The 17,315-nt window shown below is 66.1% G+C and carries 13 protein-coding genes; 5 read left to right on the top strand and 8 right to left on the bottom strand.

The features are described 5' to 3' along the window. The first annotated feature begins 447 nt into the window (after nucleotides 1-447). Both OXM57_00955 and OXM57_00950 read left to right on the top strand, forming a co-directional pair. Nucleotides 448-2,400 carry a 5'-nucleotidase C-terminal domain-containing protein gene (locus OXM57_00955; protein ID MDE0351248.1) on the top strand — a complete coding sequence of 651 codons (1,953 nt, stop codon included), beginning with the start codon at nucleotides 448-450 and terminating at the stop codon, nucleotides 2,398-2,400. A 148-nt stretch (nucleotides 2,401-2,548) separates the two neighbouring features. Then, nucleotides 2,549-5,176, top strand: coding sequence for an ExeM/NucH family extracellular endonuclease (locus OXM57_00950; protein ID MDE0351247.1), 2,628 nt, complete (start codon nucleotides 2,549-2,551; stop codon nucleotides 5,174-5,176). 350 nt (nucleotides 5,177-5,526) lie between these two features. Here OXM57_00950 and OXM57_00945 read toward each other — a convergent pair whose 3' ends face one another. From OXM57_00945 to OXM57_00935, 3 genes are read right to left on the bottom strand one after another with little or no spacing between them, the layout of a single operon-like run. Then, entirely contained in the window at nucleotides 5,527-6,159 is a 633-nt protein-coding gene (locus OXM57_00945) for a RibD family protein (protein MDE0351246.1), read from the bottom strand. A 46-nt stretch (nucleotides 6,160-6,205) separates the two neighbouring features. Continuing rightward, a complete protein-coding gene (locus OXM57_00940; GenBank protein MDE0351245.1) occupies nucleotides 6,206-6,814 on the bottom strand; it encodes a methylated-DNA--[protein]-cysteine S-methyltransferase in 609 nt (202 codons plus the stop codon). Beyond that, nucleotides 6,811-7,269 carry an RNA polymerase sigma factor gene (locus OXM57_00935; GenBank protein MDE0351244.1) on the bottom strand — a complete coding sequence of 153 codons (459 nt, stop codon included), beginning with the start codon at nucleotides 7,267-7,269 and terminating at the stop codon, nucleotides 6,811-6,813. Before OXM57_00935 ends, OXM57_00940 begins: the two co-directional genes overlap by 4 nt. 192 nt (nucleotides 7,270-7,461) lie before the next feature. Here OXM57_00935 and OXM57_00930 point away from each other — a divergent pair, with 192 nt between their 5' ends. From OXM57_00930 to OXM57_00920, 3 genes are all read left to right on the top strand, one after another. Next, complete coding sequence (locus OXM57_00930) at nucleotides 7,462-9,816, top strand: zinc ABC transporter substrate-binding protein (GenBank protein MDE0351243.1); 2,355 nt, start codon at nucleotides 7,462-7,464, stop codon at nucleotides 9,814-9,816. A gap of 29 nt (nucleotides 9,817-9,845) precedes the next feature. Beyond that, nucleotides 9,846-10,568 (top strand): metal ABC transporter ATP-binding protein, encoded by a 723-nt coding sequence (locus tag OXM57_00925; GenBank protein ID MDE0351242.1) that lies wholly within the window; start codon nucleotides 9,846-9,848, stop codon nucleotides 10,566-10,568. Between the two features lie 111 nt (nucleotides 10,569-10,679). Beyond that, nucleotides 10,680-11,498 (top strand): metal ABC transporter permease, encoded by an 819-nt coding sequence (locus OXM57_00920; GenBank protein ID MDE0351241.1) that lies wholly within the window; start codon nucleotides 10,680-10,682, stop codon nucleotides 11,496-11,498. 64 nt (nucleotides 11,499-11,562) lie between these two features. On the opposite strand, the gene OXM57_00915 is transcribed toward OXM57_00920, so the two are convergent. The 5 genes from OXM57_00915 to OXM57_00895 form a co-directional block, all read right to left on the bottom strand. Beyond that, nucleotides 11,563-12,867, bottom strand: coding sequence for a branched-chain amino acid ABC transporter substrate-binding protein (locus OXM57_00915; GenBank protein ID MDE0351240.1), 1,305 nt, complete (start codon nucleotides 12,865-12,867; stop codon nucleotides 11,563-11,565). A gap of 80 nt (nucleotides 12,868-12,947) precedes the next feature. Further along, entirely contained in the window at nucleotides 12,948-14,123 is a 1,176-nt protein-coding gene (locus tag OXM57_00910) for an acetylornithine transaminase (GenBank protein MDE0351239.1), read from the bottom strand. Next, the gene (argB, locus tag OXM57_00905) at nucleotides 14,120-14,971 is read right to left on the bottom strand and encodes an acetylglutamate kinase (protein ID MDE0351238.1); all 852 of its coding nucleotides are present in this window, start codon (nucleotides 14,969-14,971) and stop codon (nucleotides 14,120-14,122) included. Before argB ends, OXM57_00910 begins: the two co-directional genes overlap by 4 nt. A 50-nt stretch (nucleotides 14,972-15,021) precedes the next feature. Then, nucleotides 15,022-16,041, bottom strand: a complete 1,020-nt coding sequence (argC, locus tag OXM57_00900; GenBank protein ID MDE0351237.1) for an N-acetyl-gamma-glutamyl-phosphate reductase — start codon at nucleotides 16,039-16,041, stop codon at nucleotides 15,022-15,024. A gap of 57 nt (nucleotides 16,042-16,098) precedes the next feature. Beyond that, complete coding sequence (locus OXM57_00895; protein MDE0351236.1) at nucleotides 16,099-17,064, bottom strand: hydroxyacid dehydrogenase; 966 nt, start codon at nucleotides 17,062-17,064, stop codon at nucleotides 16,099-16,101. Nucleotides 17,065-17,315 lie beyond the last annotated feature (251 nt).

The raw sequence follows: 17,315 nt of genomic DNA, 5'->3' as shown, positions 1-17,315 counted from the left end.
GGCGCGTCCACCACCGTGATGTCGGGCTTGAAGGGTCTCGCCGGCCTCAGAGCGCGGCGGAGAAATCGGCGGGCGTGCGATCGGATCCGGTCCGCCGGATTATATCGACGACCTGTCCCAACCGATTCTCCCGCCCTGTCGCTCTCGGGAGCAAATTGTGCGTTTACCGGCCCTTACGTGTCGCAGCCGGCCTAGCCCTGCGGCCCTGTCGCGCTAGCCGACTCGTGGTCAGATGCGTTCGATGCCCACCAACCCGGTACCGACGGTCCCTTACCGGACGGGCAGGCTCATCGGCCTGCTCCGTCCTCGGAGCGGATGGACCTTTGGTTCATCACGGGGCGGCGGATCGGTTCCACGATCACCCGGCGTGACTCCCTTCATCGATTCTCCACTATTCGCAGTGACACCTAGGCTTGCGAGAAAGTAGTGGACAAGGAGCGGAAGAGCATGACGGTTGTAAGACGTAGGCGAGGCTGGGCGATCCTTGCCGGGCTTGCGCTGCTGGCCGGGATCATGGTGTCAACACCCTCGGCCGCGATAGCGCAGGATACGGGCGACGAGGGCTTCACCCTCACCATCCTGCACAACAACGACGGCGAGTCGAAGCTCCTTCCGGACGAGAACGCCGATCCCGGCGTAGCCCGGTTCGTGGCCCTCATGAAGCAACTGCAGGCCGCGGCTTCCGGTACGGGCTTGGTCACGCTTACCTCGGGGGACAACTTCCTGGCCTCCCAGGAGCTGGGGGTATCCCTGGCCCGGGAGGGTGCTCTCTATGACTCGATCGCCCTCAGCGGCATCTACGACGCCATGGCCCTCGGCAACCACGACTTCGACCTGGGCCCGGAGGTGACCGCCCGGTTCGTGACCGGATTCACCCCTCCGGTGACCTTCCTGTCCGCCAACGTGGACTTCTCCGGAGAACCCATGCTGCAGGCGCTGGTGGACCAGGGCCTCATCGCGGGTAGCACGATCATCGAGACAGGCGGCGAGCGGGTCGGCGTGATCGGTGCCGTCACCCCCATGCTGCCCAACATCTCCACTCCGCGGAACGCAGTCGTTTCACCGGTGCTGCCGGCGGTGGCGGCGGCGGTAGAGAGCCTGACCGGTCAGGGAGTCAACAAGATCATCCTGGTCAGCCATTTGCAGGATGTGGCCGAGGAGATCGAGTTGGTCGGGAGCCTTTCCGGAGTCGACGTGGTGATCGCCGGAGGTGGCGACGACCTGCTCCGCAACGAGGGAGACACCTGTCTGGCCGAAGAGGAAGCGGTGGCGCCCTACCCGATCATGGCCGAGGATGCGTCAGGGACGATGGTGCCGGTCATCACCGCCCCGGGCGGGTACCGCTGCATCGGTGAGTTGAACGTCACCTTCGACGCCGCCGGAAACGTGACCGCGGCGGTAGGACGGTCGGTCGGGGTGGGCTTCGACGTGGAGCCCGATCCCACCGTGCAGGCCGAGGTCATCGAGCCACTGTCGGCGGCGGTGGCGCTGATCGACGCCGAGGTCATCGGAACCAGCGAGGTGGCGCTGGACGGCCGCCGACCGCAGATCCGCATCATGGCTACCAACGAGGGCAACCTGATGGCCGACGCGCTACGAGCCACCGCTGCCAACCTGGCCGGCTCGTTCGGTATCCCGGTCGCAAACGTGGCGATCCAGAACGGCGGCGGCATCCGCAACAGCTCGCTGATCCCGCCGGGTGATATCACCACCGGGACCACCTGGGACATTGCACCGTTCAGGAACTTCGTAGTGGTGGCCGAGGTCTCGCGCGAGACCTTCCACGTCCTGCTGGAGCAGGGACTGGACCGCCTGCCCGGCGCCGGGGGCCAGTTCGCCCAGGTGTCGGGATTCACGCTGACGTACGATCCATCGGCTCCTGCCAGGGAGATCGCCCGCGACGGCGATTGCTCGCTGGTCGGCAACCCCGGGGAGCGGGTTAGGGAAGTCGTCCTCGACGACGGCACGGTCATCGTCAGCGATGGGCAGGTGGTTGCCGGAGGTCCGGTCGTTCTGGCCACGATCGACTTCCTGGCGAACGGCGGGGACTGCTACCCGCTGGGCGACATCGCCTTCACCAAGCTGGGCGTCAGCTACCAGCAGGCGCTGGCCAACTACATATCGATCGACCTCGAGGGCAAGATAACGGCCGCCGACTACCCCGCCGGCGGCGGGGGCAGGATCGTCGCTCTCGAGCCCGAGCCCGAGCCCGAGACCACCGGGGTGACCGTCCGGGCGGGCGACACCCTGCGGAAGATCGCCATGACCCACCTCGGGGACGAGAACCGCTGGCCCGAGATCTTCGCCCTCAACCAGGGGCAGATCCAGGCCGACGGCCGGTCCTTGACCAACCCCGATCTGATCCACATCGGCTGGGTCTTGAAAATACCTGCCATGTAGAGCCCTCCCGGACTACCGGACCGTCCGTCGGAGGACCTTCAAGCGATGATGAGACCAGGGCTGTTCCGTCCGCGGTCGGGATCGACGGCATGTCGACATGTCTACGATCCGAGCCACGCTCACAGACGCCGGCCGGGGAGGCTCTGACTTGAAACGCCAGTCCACAGGCGCCCGGGCCGCACTGGTCCTCGTCGTTGCCTGGTTGATCGCGGCCGGTACCGGACCGGCCCAGGCATCCGGGCCGGCATCGGCCCACCAGATGCGCCGCTCCGACACTCCGGCCACTGCTGCAGCCACGCCCGAACTGCTGCGCATCTCGCAGATACAGGGCAGCGGGGCGACCGTTGCGATCACAGGACCGGTCATGGTCGAGGCGACAGTCACGTCCCTGTTCGAGCGGGATGACCTGCTGACTGGCTTCTTCCTCCAGGAGGAGGACGTAGACGGCGACGGCGACCCGGCGACCTCCGAGGGCATCTTCGTCTACTGCTCGGCCGCGTGCCCGGCCGGCCTGGCCGTGGGCGACCGCGTGACGGTGGTCGGTGTGGCGGGGGAGTTCGCCGGCGCAAGCCAGATCAATGCGTCCACCGGCAGCGTCGCGATCCGCTCATCGGGAAACGATCTTCCGACCGCTACGACACTGTCGCTTCCCGCCCCCGGCAGTACCCGGGCGGAGGGAACCTTCGAGAACGTCGAAGGCATGATCGTCACGTTCTCCGGCAAGCTGGTGGTCAGCGAGTACTACTGGCTCGCCCGGTACGGTCAGCTGGTACTCACCGAAGGGCGCCGGCCGTACCAGTTCACTCATCGACACACGCCGAGCGTGGCCGGATACTCCGCGTTCCTGGCCGACCTGGCCACCAGGCGGATCATCCTCGACGACGGCAGCAGCGACCAGAACGATGCCACCTTCCCGCCGCAGGGGGAGGACGAAGCCTATCCGTATCCGACTGGCGGGCTGAGCACCGCTAATCACTTCCGGGGTGGCGACTCGATCAGCGGCTTGGGTGGCGTGATGCACTGGGCAGTCGACGCGTGGCGGATCCAGCCCGTGCCCGAGCGGTTCGGCTACACCTTCACCGCGGACAATCCACGGCCCGCTGCTCCCGCCGATGTGGGCGGCCGCCTCAAGGTGGCCGGCTTCAACGTTCTGAACTACTTCACCACAATCGATGACGGGACCCCTCGCTGCGGGCCGGCCGGCGACATCGGCTGCAGGGGCGCCCACTCGGTGGCGGAACTGGGTCGGCAGCGGGACAAGATCGTCGCCGCGATGGTCGCGATCGACGCGGATGTCTTCGGGGTGGTGGAGCTCGAGAACAACGCCTCGGCTTCGCTCGCCGATCTGGTCGCCGGCCTCAACGCCACCGCGGGCCCTGACGAGTTTGCCTACGTAGACACGGGGATCATCGGGAGCGATGTCATCAAGGTCGGGCTGATCTACCGGACGGTGTCGGTGACACCCGCCGGGCCGCACGCCATCATCGACTCGTCGGTGGATGCGGGCTTCGTCGACACGAAGAACCGGCCCGGTCTGATCCAGACGTTCGAGGAAGTGACGAGCGGAGAGCGCTTCACGGTCGCCGTCAACCACCTCAAGTCGAAGGGATCGAGCTGCGAGGAACTGGGCGATCCGGATCTCCGGGACGGTCAGGGCAACTGCAACGGCATCCGGACGGCGGCCGCCGAAGCCCTCGCCCGGTACCTCGCCACCGATCCGACAGCCGGCGGGGATCCCGACATCCTGATCATCGGTGATCTGAACGCCTACGCCCGGGAAGATCCGGTCAGGGCCTTGGAAGCGGCCGGCTATACCGACCTGATCAGGCGGTTCGTGGGAACCGACGCCTATGGGTACCTGTTCGACGGCCAGCTCGGATACCTGGACTACGCCCTGGCCAGCCCGTCAATGCTGCGCCAGGTCACCGGGGTAGCCGGGTGGTACATCAACGCCGACGAGCCGCCACTGCTCGACTACAACGACGATGTCCAAGACCCGGGCGAGCGGGGTTACGAGCGGAAGTCGACTGTGCTACCGACCTACGAGGCCAACGCCTTTCGATCGTCGGATCACGATCCCGTGATCGTAGGCCTGCAACTCGGGAGGAACCCCACGGTTGGCGGACCGGAAGCGGTGGGCGAGGCTCCGGTGGCCGAGACGCCGTTCACGGACCTCGGAGACGCCTCGTCCGTCCACCGCGACGACATCCACCGAATCTACCGGCTCGGTATCACGGCAGGCACCTCGGACACCACCTTCTCCCCGCGCAGGCCCGTGTCGCTGCCACAGGCGGCTTCCTTCCTCGCCCGGCTGTTCACCGCCGTGGAGGGCGGTGACGCTCCGCTGGCCGAGACGCCTTTCACGGACCTCGGGGAGGCTCCGGAGGCCCACAGGGACGACATCCGCCGTCTCTACGGGCTCGGCATCATCGCAAGCGAGCCGTTCGCGATGATCTCGTCCGATGCCTGCGTGACCCGGGGCCGGATGGCGACCCTCCTGGCCAGGTTCCACGCCGTGGTGACGGGAAGTCTGGCTCCCACGGTTCCGACACCCTTCACAGATCTCGACGGGGGAGAGGCCACGTTGCGGGGCGACATCGCCCGTATCTACGGTCTCGGCCTGACGGAAGGTACGTCGCGAACCACCTTCTCTCCCGATGCCTGCACGACCCGTCAGCAGATGGCCTCGTTCATGGCAGGGGCCTACCGGGCCGCGACGATCGCTCTAGGCTCCAACCGCTCCGCCGGCACCGGGGCGTCGGGGGCTCCGGAGTAGTCGAGCAGGAGGGCACGGGGATGCGGAGGGGCGTCGAGCCAGACGGCGTTTCGGGGCGATGACATCCCGGTACGGTAGGCCGAGGCCGAAGCGGCGCGGATAACCGAAGCTCCACTCGAAGTTGTCCAGCAGGGTCCAGCGACATAGGCCGGATCGGGCGGTTGCTGGTCCGGAAGGGCGAGGCGGCGTTCGCGGGCCCGGTACCGGGTGCGGTCCCATCGTCGAGTTGGTCCTGGCACAGGGTGGTGAGCGCCAGTGCTCTGCGGAGTCCGGGGTCGGGACGGGCTTCGCCGGCCGGCACGAGTTGCTCGCCCATAGCTCGACGGCAGGTGGGAAACTTCGATTCTCCCTCAGCAGGCCAGATCGATATCAACCCGCATCGAGCGGCCCAGACGGCGGACTTCTCCGATGCGCACGGCGCGTCCATCCGCAAGGGTCTCCCACCGACCGCCGAACATGGGAGCACCGATCCCTCCGGCCAGTAGCGGGCCGTAGTAGAGGACAGCCCGCTCGATCAGACCGGCATCGAGGAACGAGCGGAACATGCCGGACCCTCCCTCCAGCATGATGGTCGCTATTCCAAGCGAGCCCAACCGGTCGAGGCCGTTGGCGAGGTCCACGCGGGCACCCGTCGAGTCGGGCGCCACGATCAGGCGCCCCGGTAGGTCCACATCCCTCGGCGCTAGCACGACGGGATCACGGCGGAACAGCTGCGCTCCGGCCGGAAGCGGACCCGACCCGGCCACGATCACGGGCACCGGCTGCTTCACGTCCGGACCGCCGTCGGGCGCCAGCCTCACGGTCAGCCGGGGATCGTCGGCCCGTACCGTCCCGGCGCCGACCATCACGGCATCGACCTGTGCCCTCAGCCGGTGGGCATCCCGGCGTGCCTCCGGCGAGCTGATCCACTGGGAGGTTCCGTCCGCCGCAGCCAGCTGCCCGTCCAGGGTCATGGCCGCCTTCATGATGACGGTAGGCCGCATAGCGGAAGGGTAACGATCGGACAACCGGTCCACCGGAGGCTGGTCACTAGGTCCGGACGGCGGCGATGGCGTTCTCGTGGTCGAGGAGCAGTCGCTTGCGGTCGAGACCTCCGGCGTAGCCGTGGAGGCTGCCGTCGGCGGCGACCACACGGTGGCAGGGAAGCACCACCGGGATCGGGTTGGCGCCCAACGCTCGACCCGTGGCGCGAGCCGCGTTGGCGTTTCCGGCGAGGGCCGCTACCTGACCGTAGGTACGGACTTCGCCCAGCGGGATGCCCGCGGTGGCGGTCAGCACGTGTTCCTGGAAGGGGGTGATCAGGGAGCGGTCGAGGCCGGGCACGGGCTGCGGACGGCCGTCGAAGTAGGAGTCGAGCCAGGACCGCACCCGCCCGACCGCCGACGGCGCCCGGACGATGCGAGGGGACACCTTGGTCGCCACAGACTCCATGATCCGATCCAGGTCATCCGTCTCGAACGCGAGAGCAAGGAGGCCTCGTGGAGTTACCAGGGCGGTCAGATCACCGATGGGAGACTCCACCGCGCTGTAGGCGACCCGGGCCGATCCCTCCTCGACCGCCCGGCGCGCGAAACGGTTCACAGGAGCCGTGTGATTGTCCGATGGCAGGTTTCTGATCCGGTCGGCAACTCTGCTCATGTGAGGTCCTTTCGAAGGGAGGCCAGACCGGCGCGCACGTTTTGGCGGGCGGCCGACTCGCTGGTGGACATGATCGAGGCTATGTCCGCATAGGGCAGATCGCCCAGGTACCGCAGAGTGACCGCCGTGCGCTGCTTGGGCGGCAGGCGGGCAACCCGGTTCCAGAGGTCGGTGTCCCGTACGGTCTGGGGTGGTGAGGCGCGGTCCGGGGGAGAGGGAGATGGGATCTCCTTGGCGTACCTCCGCACGTGATCGATGCCCTTGCGATGGGCGATCGTGAACAGCCAGCCTTTCAGATTCCCGTCATGGCTCAGACCGTTGTAGGCCCGCAACGCCGCCAGAAGGGTCTCCTGCAGGCAGTCGTCGGCCGCCACCGGGCCGACCATTCCGCACAGGAAGCGATAGAGCGGCCTGGCGTGCTCGTCGACGAGCGTCTGGAAGGGAGGCAGGTTCATCTACCTATTCAACGGTAGAGGTTCGCGATTCGTGAGATCGATTCGATCTGCACTACGGGGGACGCTAAAATGAGAATGATTCTCATTTTCATTTTCCCCTACGAACTGGAAAGGAAACGTGGAATGTTGACGGTGCGAGATCGCAGCATAGGTTTTGGACCTCTGGCCCGGGCATTGACTGTGGGCCTTCTCATGTTCGGTGTGGCTTTACTGGTTGCCTGCGGAGGTGACCAGGACACGCCGACAACGGAAGCCTCACAACCGACTGCTGCCGCGGAGAGCGCAACGGTTGCCGGGGAGGGTGCCACACCCTCCGGGCCGCCGATCCAGGTGGTGGCAACCACCAACTTCGTGGCCGACTGGGTTCGAGAGGTAGGTGGAGAAAGGGTAGAGGTTTTCGGCCTGCTGCCGGCGGGTGGCGATCCGCACTCATTCCAGCCGGGAGCGCGCGACGTCGCCAGGGTGGCGGATGCGGATGTCGTGTTCACCGTAGGTCTCGAGCTCGAGGCCGCTTGGCTGGAGGATCTCTTACACAGCGCCAGTGCGGATGAGTCCCGGATAGTCGCGCTCGGTGACGTTGTCGATCCCATCGAGTTCGCGGACGACCACGACGATCATGATGATCACGCCGATGACCACATGGACGATCATGATGATCACGCTGATGATCCTGATGATCACGCGGATGATCACCATGGCGAGATGATCATGGGGCGCCTGCTCGTTGCCGATTCGGCAGAAGCGCACCTCTCCGTCATCGATCTATCGACCGATGACGTTGACAGCGGAGTCTTCGAGGTCGCCGCCCCCGGCGCGACCGTGTACCCCAGCCCCACCCACCGATACGGCATCGTGCTGGCCCGAGGGCCGGAGGACGGCGACGACCGGATCCACGTCTTCGACGGCGGTGTGTTCCTCGTCCCACACGGCGATCACTACGACCTGGTCACCGAACCCGTGTCACGCCACTCGCTCGAGATCGTCGAGGAAATGCCGGTCCACTACGTCAACACCTACGGCTGGACCACGATCTTCGCCGACGCCAGCGGCCACGTGATCCTGATCAACGAGCAAGATCTGGCCGGCTCGACGGGCGACTATGAACCAATCGTGCTAGAGGCCGGGCCGCAACATGGCGCAGCCCTGGTGATCTCTGAGGGACACGTCGCCGTCTCGACTCCGCATCCCGAGTACCTCGAGAACCCCAACTTCTGGAACATCCTTCCGGAAGGTGTTGAAGTGCGTACGTTTGACAACGAACTCGTCTTCGACGCAGGGGCCTGCCATCGCCTGCACGGCGAGTCGCATAACGCGCACGGCGCCGTCTTCGGCTGCTGGGACGGGACGCTCTTCCTGCACGCGCACGACGGCGAGTACGAGCGTGAGCTCATCCCATATCCACCGGAGGCCGGTGAATACGGAGAGTTCGCGATCGGCCAGTACTTCGGTCACCATCACAGCGAGCACTTCTTCGGCCAATCGACCCTCTTCCCCGGCGGAGAGTGTTGTGTCCAGGGCGGCGTCTGGCTGGTGGACGTGGGCCACGGCGAAATGAGCGAGGTGTTCCCTGAGCCCAGTGCTGCGGCTGCGTTCTCGAGCGACGGCGGAACCTTCTACATGCTCGCGGCTGACGGCGTTCTGCGCGCTTTCGACGCTCACGACGGCGAGTTGATAGGCACCATGCAGTTGGTCGACCCGTTCGAGATGGTGTTCGGGAGTCCCTCACCCGCGATGGTCGTCGTCGGCGACATGATGTACGTCGCCGACCCGAACAGCGGTCATGTCCTCGGGGTCCATCTCACGCACATGGAGATCGAAGAGGAATGGCACGTCGGCGGCGCACCGTCGAGCCTGGCATTCGTCGGTGTCGCCGACTCGGGCGGCGCGCCCGATCAAGGTCACGATGACCACGACGATCATGATGACCACGACGATGACCATGCGGATGATCATGATGATCACGCCGACCACGATGACCACGCGGACGAAGGAGACGGCCACGCTCACCACCATCACGGCACTCATGATCCGCACTTCTGGTTCGATCCGATCCGGGTAAAGATCGCGGTCAACGAGATCGCCGCTCGGCTTGCGACCATAGACCCCGAGAACGCGGACTTCTACCGTCAGAACGCCTCGGAGTATGGGAAGAAGCTCGACGAGCTTCACGCCTGGACCCAGGAGCAGGTCAGTGCGGTGGCGCCGGAGCGCAGACTGCTGGTGACGTCGCATGACAGCCTCTCCTACTTCGCCGAGCTCTACGGGTTCGAGATAGTCGGCCTGGTCATACCGTCCTTGGCGACTGATGTGGAGCCCTCTGCGGCGCACATTGCGGGACTGGTCGATGTGATACGGGAACACAACGTGCCGGCACTGTTCGGCGAGACGACAGTCAGCGACAAGTTGGCACAAGCTGTAGCAAGGGAGACCGGCGCGACGGTGGTCCAGCTCTACTCGGGCTCCCTCGGGGAGGAAGGCAGCGGCGCTGACACGTACCTCGGCATGGTACGGAGCAACGTGGAACGCATCGTTGAGGCACTGAAGTGATCGCCGCGCCGATCTCTCACAGGGCGAGCATGTCCCTTCAGGACGTGTCTGTGGAGATCGGCGGGCACCTGGCCCTGAGCAACGTCACCTTCGACGTGGAAGCGGGGACCCTCATGGGCGTCGTAGGACCTAATGGAGCCGGCAAGAGCACTCTCTTCAATGCTATTGCCGGCCTCCTTCCGGTTCGCCAAGGCACGGTAACCCTTCACCGTGCGGGACAGGAGAGCGGAGGGTTGGCATACGTGCCTCAACGAGAGAGCGTCAACTGGCGGCTCCCGGTGACCGTGATGGACGTCGTAATGATGGGCCGTTGCTGCAGGCTGGGATGGTTCCGGCGGCCCGGGAGGCGAGATCGAGAGATCGTGAAGGCGTGCCTGGGCCGCGTCGGCCTGTGGGATCATCGCTCCGCTCTGATGACGGAGCTGTCTGGAGGCCAGAAGCAGAGGGTATTCGTCGGCAGAGCGCTGGCCCAGGAGGCAAGCGTGCTCCTGCTGGACGAGGCTTTCAGCGGGGTTGACGTCGCCGCCCAGGAAGCCCTGGTCGGAGTCCTCCAGACCCTACGGGACGAAGGGCGAATCGTGCTCTTGGCGACGCACGACCTGACCAACCTGGCCGGTCGCTTCGATCAGGTGCTGTGCCTGAACCGCCATGTGTGCGCCTGCGGTCCTCCTGAGCAGGTCTTCACGTCCGAGGTCATGGAGCAGATGTACGGCGCCCACGGTGTGCGCCTCACGACCGAAGGGGGGCGCTAGGAGGGTACAGAAGAGTGTCCAGTTGGCCCGCTACTCGGAACGAAACCCCAGGTCAAGACGTCGCGGGACAACCCGTCCCCATCTTTCTCAGCACCCTCCTAACAACTCGACGTGATTGATTTCGTCGTCGCGCCACTAGAACACGGGTTCATGGTGAGAGCCCTTATCGGCGCGATCCTTGTGGGCGTGATGTGTCCGCTGGTCGGCGCGTACGCCGTCACCAGGAACCTAGCCTTTATTGGCGACGCGCTCGCCCACGCCGTGCTTCCGGGAATAGTGCTCGGGTACATAGTCGGCATCAACCCGGCGATAGCCGCAGTCCCGACCGGGGTCGCCGTCGCCCTGCTGGTCAGGACCGTGAGCCGGCGTGCGGGCCTCAGCTCGGATACTTCCATAGGCATTCTGTTTGCGACCATGTTTGCGCTGGGATTAGTGATGCTGGCAAGGTCAACGACGATTAAGGTTAATATAGAAGATCTGCTTCTCGGGCAGATCCTGGCAATAACCCCCACCGGCATCTATGTGTCCCTCGGGATAACGGTGGTGGTCATCCTGGGGCTGTTCACTCTCCACCATTGGCTGCTCTTTGCGAGCTTCGACCCCCTGGGAGCGCAGGTAAACAGCACACGAGCCAACGTTGCCGACTACGCCTTCCTGGTCATGCTCGCCCTCGTCGTGGTAATAGGGATCCAGGCGGCGGGCATTGTTCTCGTCCTGGCAATGCTGGTAACACCCGCCGCCACCGCGTACCTGTTGGTGAGGCGCTTTGTCTCGATCATGATTACCGCCGCGGCTTTGGGGGCCGCGGCCGCCGTCACAGGCCTCTATGTCTCCTACTACCTCAACCTGTCGGCCGGTCCCGCCATGACCCTGGTGGCGAGCGGGGTTTTCGCACTGGCGCTCGCATTCAAACGAAGAGCCCCGGCCTGAGAATCTCTCTTCTCAAGAGTGGAGCGCCGCTACCTCCCGGGCTCTGCTGAAGGGTGCGCCGGTGCTACCGGTCGCCGGGTCCAGCCTCGTAGACCACGCTCTGGCGGGTGGCTTCGATGTCGGTGGAGTCGAGGTGCTCATGGATCACAACCCGGGAAGCGCCGCAGTCGCCGAACTCGTCGCAACTGAGGACTCCCGTAATACCTTGGAATCCTGACAGGTTGTCGAGGTACTCCCGTATTCCGGCCCGGTCGATCACGAGGGCCCCATCCTCCGACCTCACGTAGGAGGCCGCGCTGATCGCATCCAGGAGCAGGACGGTGGCGTCGTAGGCATGGCCCCAGTATGTACCGGTCGGCGAACCTTCCGCCGTCTCCACGTACCGGGCCCGGAGGCGGGGAGCGCTCTGGCCGGTGGTCTGGTTGGTGTTGTCCCCGAAGCGGGAATCGGGACCGGAGACGTAGGTGCCCTCGCTCTGGGGCAGCCTCAGGAAGTCGTCGTTGAGCAATCCGTCGGCGGTAGCGAACACCATCTCCGAGAACCCTGGCATCTCCGCGGCCTGCTCCACCAGGTAACGGCCGGTCGGCCAGAAGATCGGGAAGAACAGGGCCTCCGGCTCACCGGCGGCTATCTCGGTGAGAACCGGGACCAGATCCTCGTCCTCGCGGTCCACCTCCCAAGTACCGGTGATCGTACCGCCGTGTTCTGCGAAAGCGTTGGAGAAGGCGGCGGCCAGACCCATTGTGTAGGGACCGCCATCATGAACCACCCCTGCAGTCATCACGCCCTCTCCGTAGAGGAAATTAGCCACGGATTCGCCCTGGATGAGGTCGTTGTGGGCCGTCCGGTAGTAGCCCGGGAAGTGGTCGATCCCCTCGTTGCCGGCCAGGTCGGACGTGAGCGACGGCGCGGTGTTGCCGGGAGAGATGAGCACCATCCCCGCCTTCGTAAGGAGCGGTGATGCCTCGGCCGCCGCTATCGAGCAATTGGTCCCGATGACCCCGGCCACGTCGCCCTGCGCGACGATGACCTGGGCTCCGGCGAGACCGCCTTCGGAGGTACAGGTATCGTCGAGTGCCGCCCCGAGGTTGACCTCACGGCCCTTGATGGGGCCGTAGTCCTCGATGGCGAACACGATGGCCTGTTCGGCCGAGTTGCCGAACAGGGACAGGTCTCCCCCGTTGGTATAGAAGGCCCGGACCTGTATCTGCTGGCCGTTGAGCACCTCGATGAGGCCGAGCGATCCGTCACCGAGATGGGGCTCAGCCTCGTTCCCGTCCGTGCAAGCCGGTGCCACCAGGAGCGCGAGCAGCAGCGGGACCGCCACCAGCCTGGACATCATCGGAGTGTCAACCCACCGGACTCTCATCGTCTCCTCCTCCCCCTGGGCGCGGCAATGATAGAAACCGAGGAAGGGTGGTCCGGGGATTGTGGAGCGTTCCGAGAGGCCTACCCGAGCGAGGCCTCGAACTTCGAGACAGCCTCGTGGGTCTCGTCCTCCGTGATCACCAGGGGTGGAGTGAAGCGCACTGTGTCGGCGGTCACGTTGTTGACCAGCAACCCGTTGGACAGGGCTGCCTGGTTGACCTCGGCGGCCCGTGGGGAGTCGAGCACTGCGCCGAGCATCAGCCCCCGACCCCGGACTGCACTGACTCCCGGCACTTCACTCAGGAGGGAAACGAACTGACGACTCCGTTGGTGGCAGTTGGCGAGCAGATCGCGTTGTTCGATCTCGTCCAGCACGGCCATCGCCGCCGTCGTGACCACGGGTCCGCCGCCGAAGGTGGTGCCATGATCCCCGTAGTCGAACACTGCCGCCCGCTCCGTAGAGAGGCAGGCTCCGATCGGCAGGCCGTTGGCCAGTGCTTTGGCGAGGGTGGCTATGTCGGGTTCGATCCCCAGGTCCTGCCAGGAGAACCACGACCCGGTACGCCCGATCCCGGCCTGCACGTCGTCGAGGATCAGCAGGACGTCGCGCTCGTCGCAGAGCTCGCGCACAGCCTGCAGGTAGTCCACGTCCAGAGGAAGAATGCCGCCCTCGCCCTGGGTGGTCTCGACCATCACGGCGGCGGTCTGCGGCCCGACCGCCGCCGCCATGGCGTCGATGTCGTTGGCCGGTACCTGTATGAAACCCGGGGGAAGGGGCTGGAAGACCGACTGCTTCTTGGGCTGACCGGTTGCGGCGAGGGCCGCGAGCGTCCGTCCGTGGAATGAGTCGAGCAACGAGACAACCTCGTAGCAGTCAGGACCACGGGTCTTCTGGCCCCACCGCCGGGCGAGCTTGATGGCGGTCTCGTTGGCGGTGGCGCCGCAGTTGGCGAAGAACACCCGGTCCAATCCGGAGAGGGCCGTGAGCCTCTCCGCCAACTCGACCTGCGGGACTATGTAGTAGAGGTTGGATACGTGGACCAGTCGGGTCATCTGGCGCGCCACGGCCGCGGCGACCGCGGCATTCGCATGCCCGACGGAGGCCACCGCGATCCCGGCCAGGCAGTCGAGATAGTCGGTGCCTTCCTCGTCGTACAGGCGGCACCCGTCGCCGCGCACGAAGGTCACCGGGGATCGGCCGTAGGTCTGCATGATCGAGGCGGCCTCCCGCTCGGAAATGGTCAGAGGGTTGGTCACGATTTGCCTCCAGGTGTGATCATCGTTCCGATTCCTTCCGGGGTGAATACTTCGAGGAGGACGGCGTGCTGGATCCGGCCGTCGAGTATGTGGGCCTGGGGCACGCCGTCCTCCAGTGCCCTGATACACGACCTGAGCTTGGGGAGCATCCCGGCCGAGACACTACCGTTCCCCAACAGTTCCCGTAGTTCGTCCAGGAACATGGCCTCGATCAGGCTGTCCTCGTCATCGAGGTCCCGGTACAGCCCCTCGACATCCGTTAGGTAGATGAGCTTGCGGGCTCCCAGCGCCGCGGCCAGCGCACCGGCCGCGGTATCCGCGTTGATGTTGTAGTCGTGTCCGTCACTGCCGCGCGCCAGGGGTGCCAGCACGGGCACCACGCCCTGGTTCAGCAGGCCGCGGATCGGGCCGGTGTTCACGCCCACGACCTTACCCACGAAGCCCAGGTCGGCATGGAGTTGGCGAGCGACCAGCAGGTCGCTGCCGAGGTCGCTGAACCCCTTCGCATCGGCGCCGTGATCTTCCAACAGCCTGACGATGTCGGGGTTGATCTCGAGCCCCAGCGTCGCCCGGACGACGCCGAGAGTCTTCTCGTCGGTGACCCGCAGGCCGTCCACCCAGCGAGGCTCTATCCCCGCGCGAGCCATTGCTCTGGAGATATGAGGGCCGCCGCCGTGGACCACCACAGGCCGGAGGCCCAGCAGCCCCAGCAGGGTGATGTCGCGGGCGAAGCTCGACCGGAGGGTGTCGTCCACCATCGCCGAGCCGCCGTACTTGATGACCAGCGTCTTGCCGGCGAACTGCCGGATGTACGGCATGGCTTCGGTGAGGACCTTGGCCTTGGCCATGGCGGAGGCGATGCGCGAGCGGTGCGGGGTGGGAGCTGTGTGGCCGGTCGTCACGGCAACCACCCGACCGCGGTCAGTCCGCTTGCCTCGGGCAGCCCCAGGGCGAGGTTGGCGCACTGGACGGCCTGGCCGGCGGCGCCCTTCCCGAGGTTGTCGATCGCGACGGTAATGATGGCGCGTCCGGTGGGCTCGTCCTCTGCTGCGTAGATGAGGGCGCGGTTGGAGCCCACGACCCACCGGGTCTGGGGTGGTATGTCGAGCACGTCCACGAAACTGGAGCTGTCATAGGCGTCCCGGAGGGTCGAGTCGACCTCCCCGGCCCGGGTGAGCGTGGCTGAACAGGTGGAGAGAATGCCCCGCTGCATGGGTACCAGATGGGGGGTGAATTGCACCGACTCGGGGACGCCGGTGACGCCTTCTAACCCCATCTCGATCTCGGGCCGGTGGCGGTGGGTGGTCACTCCGTACGCCTTGACACTTTCATCCACCGCTCCGTAAAGGAGCCCGGCCTTCAGCCCGCGCCCCGCTCCGGTAACCCCGGACATGGAGTCCACCACAATCGGACCTGAGATCAGGCCGGCGGATAGGAGTGGGGCCAGGCCCAGCAGCGCCGAGGTCGGGTAGCAGCCGGGGACCGCCACCCGGCGAGCGCCGGGAAGGGTGTCGCCGAACAGCTCGGGCAGCCCGTACAGCCAGGCGGGCAACTCGGCGGGAAGGGGGTGAGGACTCCCGTAGGCGGCCTCGTATCGCTCGGGCGTGTCCATCCGGTAGTCGCTCCCCAGATCGAACACCGCCACCCCGGCCTCGGCCAGGAGATGGGCCGGCTCCCATGACGAGCCGTGCGGTAGGGCGAGGAAGGCGAGGTCGATCCGGTCCGGGAGGTCGGCGCGGATCGGCTCCAACCGGCGGGCGGCGCCGCCAAGGTGCGGATGGACGTCGCCCAGCCGGGATCCGGCCCGGCTATGCGCGCCGAGGTAGGCGATCTCAAACTCCGGATGGTCGTCCACCAGCCGGATGAGTTCGCCCCCGGCGTACCCGGAGGCGCCTAGTACCGCGACCTTGGCTGTCATGACTGCATGATTATACATAAAAGATGCATAAGAATACAGTCCGGGAGGGCGGAGCGATCAGACCCGGTTGACGGCGGCAGGAACCGGCTCGCCCATCAGCCCGGCCACCACCGACTCGGCGATGTGCAGACCTGCCTTGTCCTGGGCCTCGGCCGTGGATGCTCCCAGGTGGGGGGTGAGCACCACCTGGGGAAGCTCGACGAGCGGCCCGCCGACCAGGGGCTCGGTCGCGAAGACGTCCAGCGCCGCGCCGGCTACCCGTCCCGAGCGGATCGCCGCAGCCAGGGCATCCTCATCGATGATCCCGCCGCGGGAGGCGTTGACGATCCGCACTCCCGGCTTGACCTTGCCGAAGGCGACTGCGTCGAGCAGGTTCTCGGTCTCCGGGGTCCTCGGGAGGTGGAGGGAGATGAAGTCCGACTCCGCCAACAGCGAGTCGAGGTCCCGGAGCTCGCCTCCCGCCTGCCGGGCCTGGTCCGCGGTGATGTAGGGATCGTAGGCCAGCACGCTCATCCCGAACGCCAGAGCCCGATGCGCCACCAGCGCACCGATCCTGCCCAGACCCACCAGGCCTAGGACCTTGCCGTGGAGCTCCACCCCGCGGAAGGCCGCCCGGTCCCACCTGCCGGCCCGGATGGTGGCATCGGCCCGGGCGATGTTGCGGGCCTGGGAGAGCATCAGCCCGAAGGCATGCTCAGCAGCCGAGACGCTGTTGGCTAGTGGAGCGTTGGCCACCAGGATGCCGCGGCGGGTGGCCTCGTCGAGATCGATGTTGTCCACGCCTACGCCGGCCCGGCCGACCACGCGCAACCGGGGAGCGGCCTCCAGGAGCTCCCGGTCGACCCTGGTGCCGCTGCGGACCACCAACCCCTCGGCGTCCGAGAGCATGCCCAAGAGTTGGGACCTGGGCTCCCCGGCCGCCTCCACCACTTCGCAGGTGTCTCGCAGGTACTCCGCGCAACTAGCCGCCAGCACCTCGGCGATCACCACTACGGGTCGGGTTCCTGCGGGCACTTTCTCCACTCCCCTGCTCGCTGGTCGCGATTGTGCCCAACCAGCCTACGATCCACAACCCGGCTCCATGCCGTAGCCCCGATTATTCATGGTGGGGGTTTGTCCCGGTGACGAGAATGGATGCTCCATACTCCTTGGCCTGGGGTTTTGGCCGTCTGACAGCCCTTCTTCCGGTCGGTGCGGAATCAGCCGCAGGGTGAAGGGTGGCAGCTTGTGCAAACCATGTGGTTGAAGTGGCCTGATCCGCATTGGTGTGCTGG

This window comes from bacterium, assembly GCA_028820935.1.
In the GTDB taxonomy this organism is placed as follows: domain Bacteria; phylum Actinomycetota; class Acidimicrobiia; order Spongiisociales; family Spongiisociaceae; genus Spongiisocius.
This window is presented reverse-complemented; position numbering and strand designations above follow the sequence as displayed.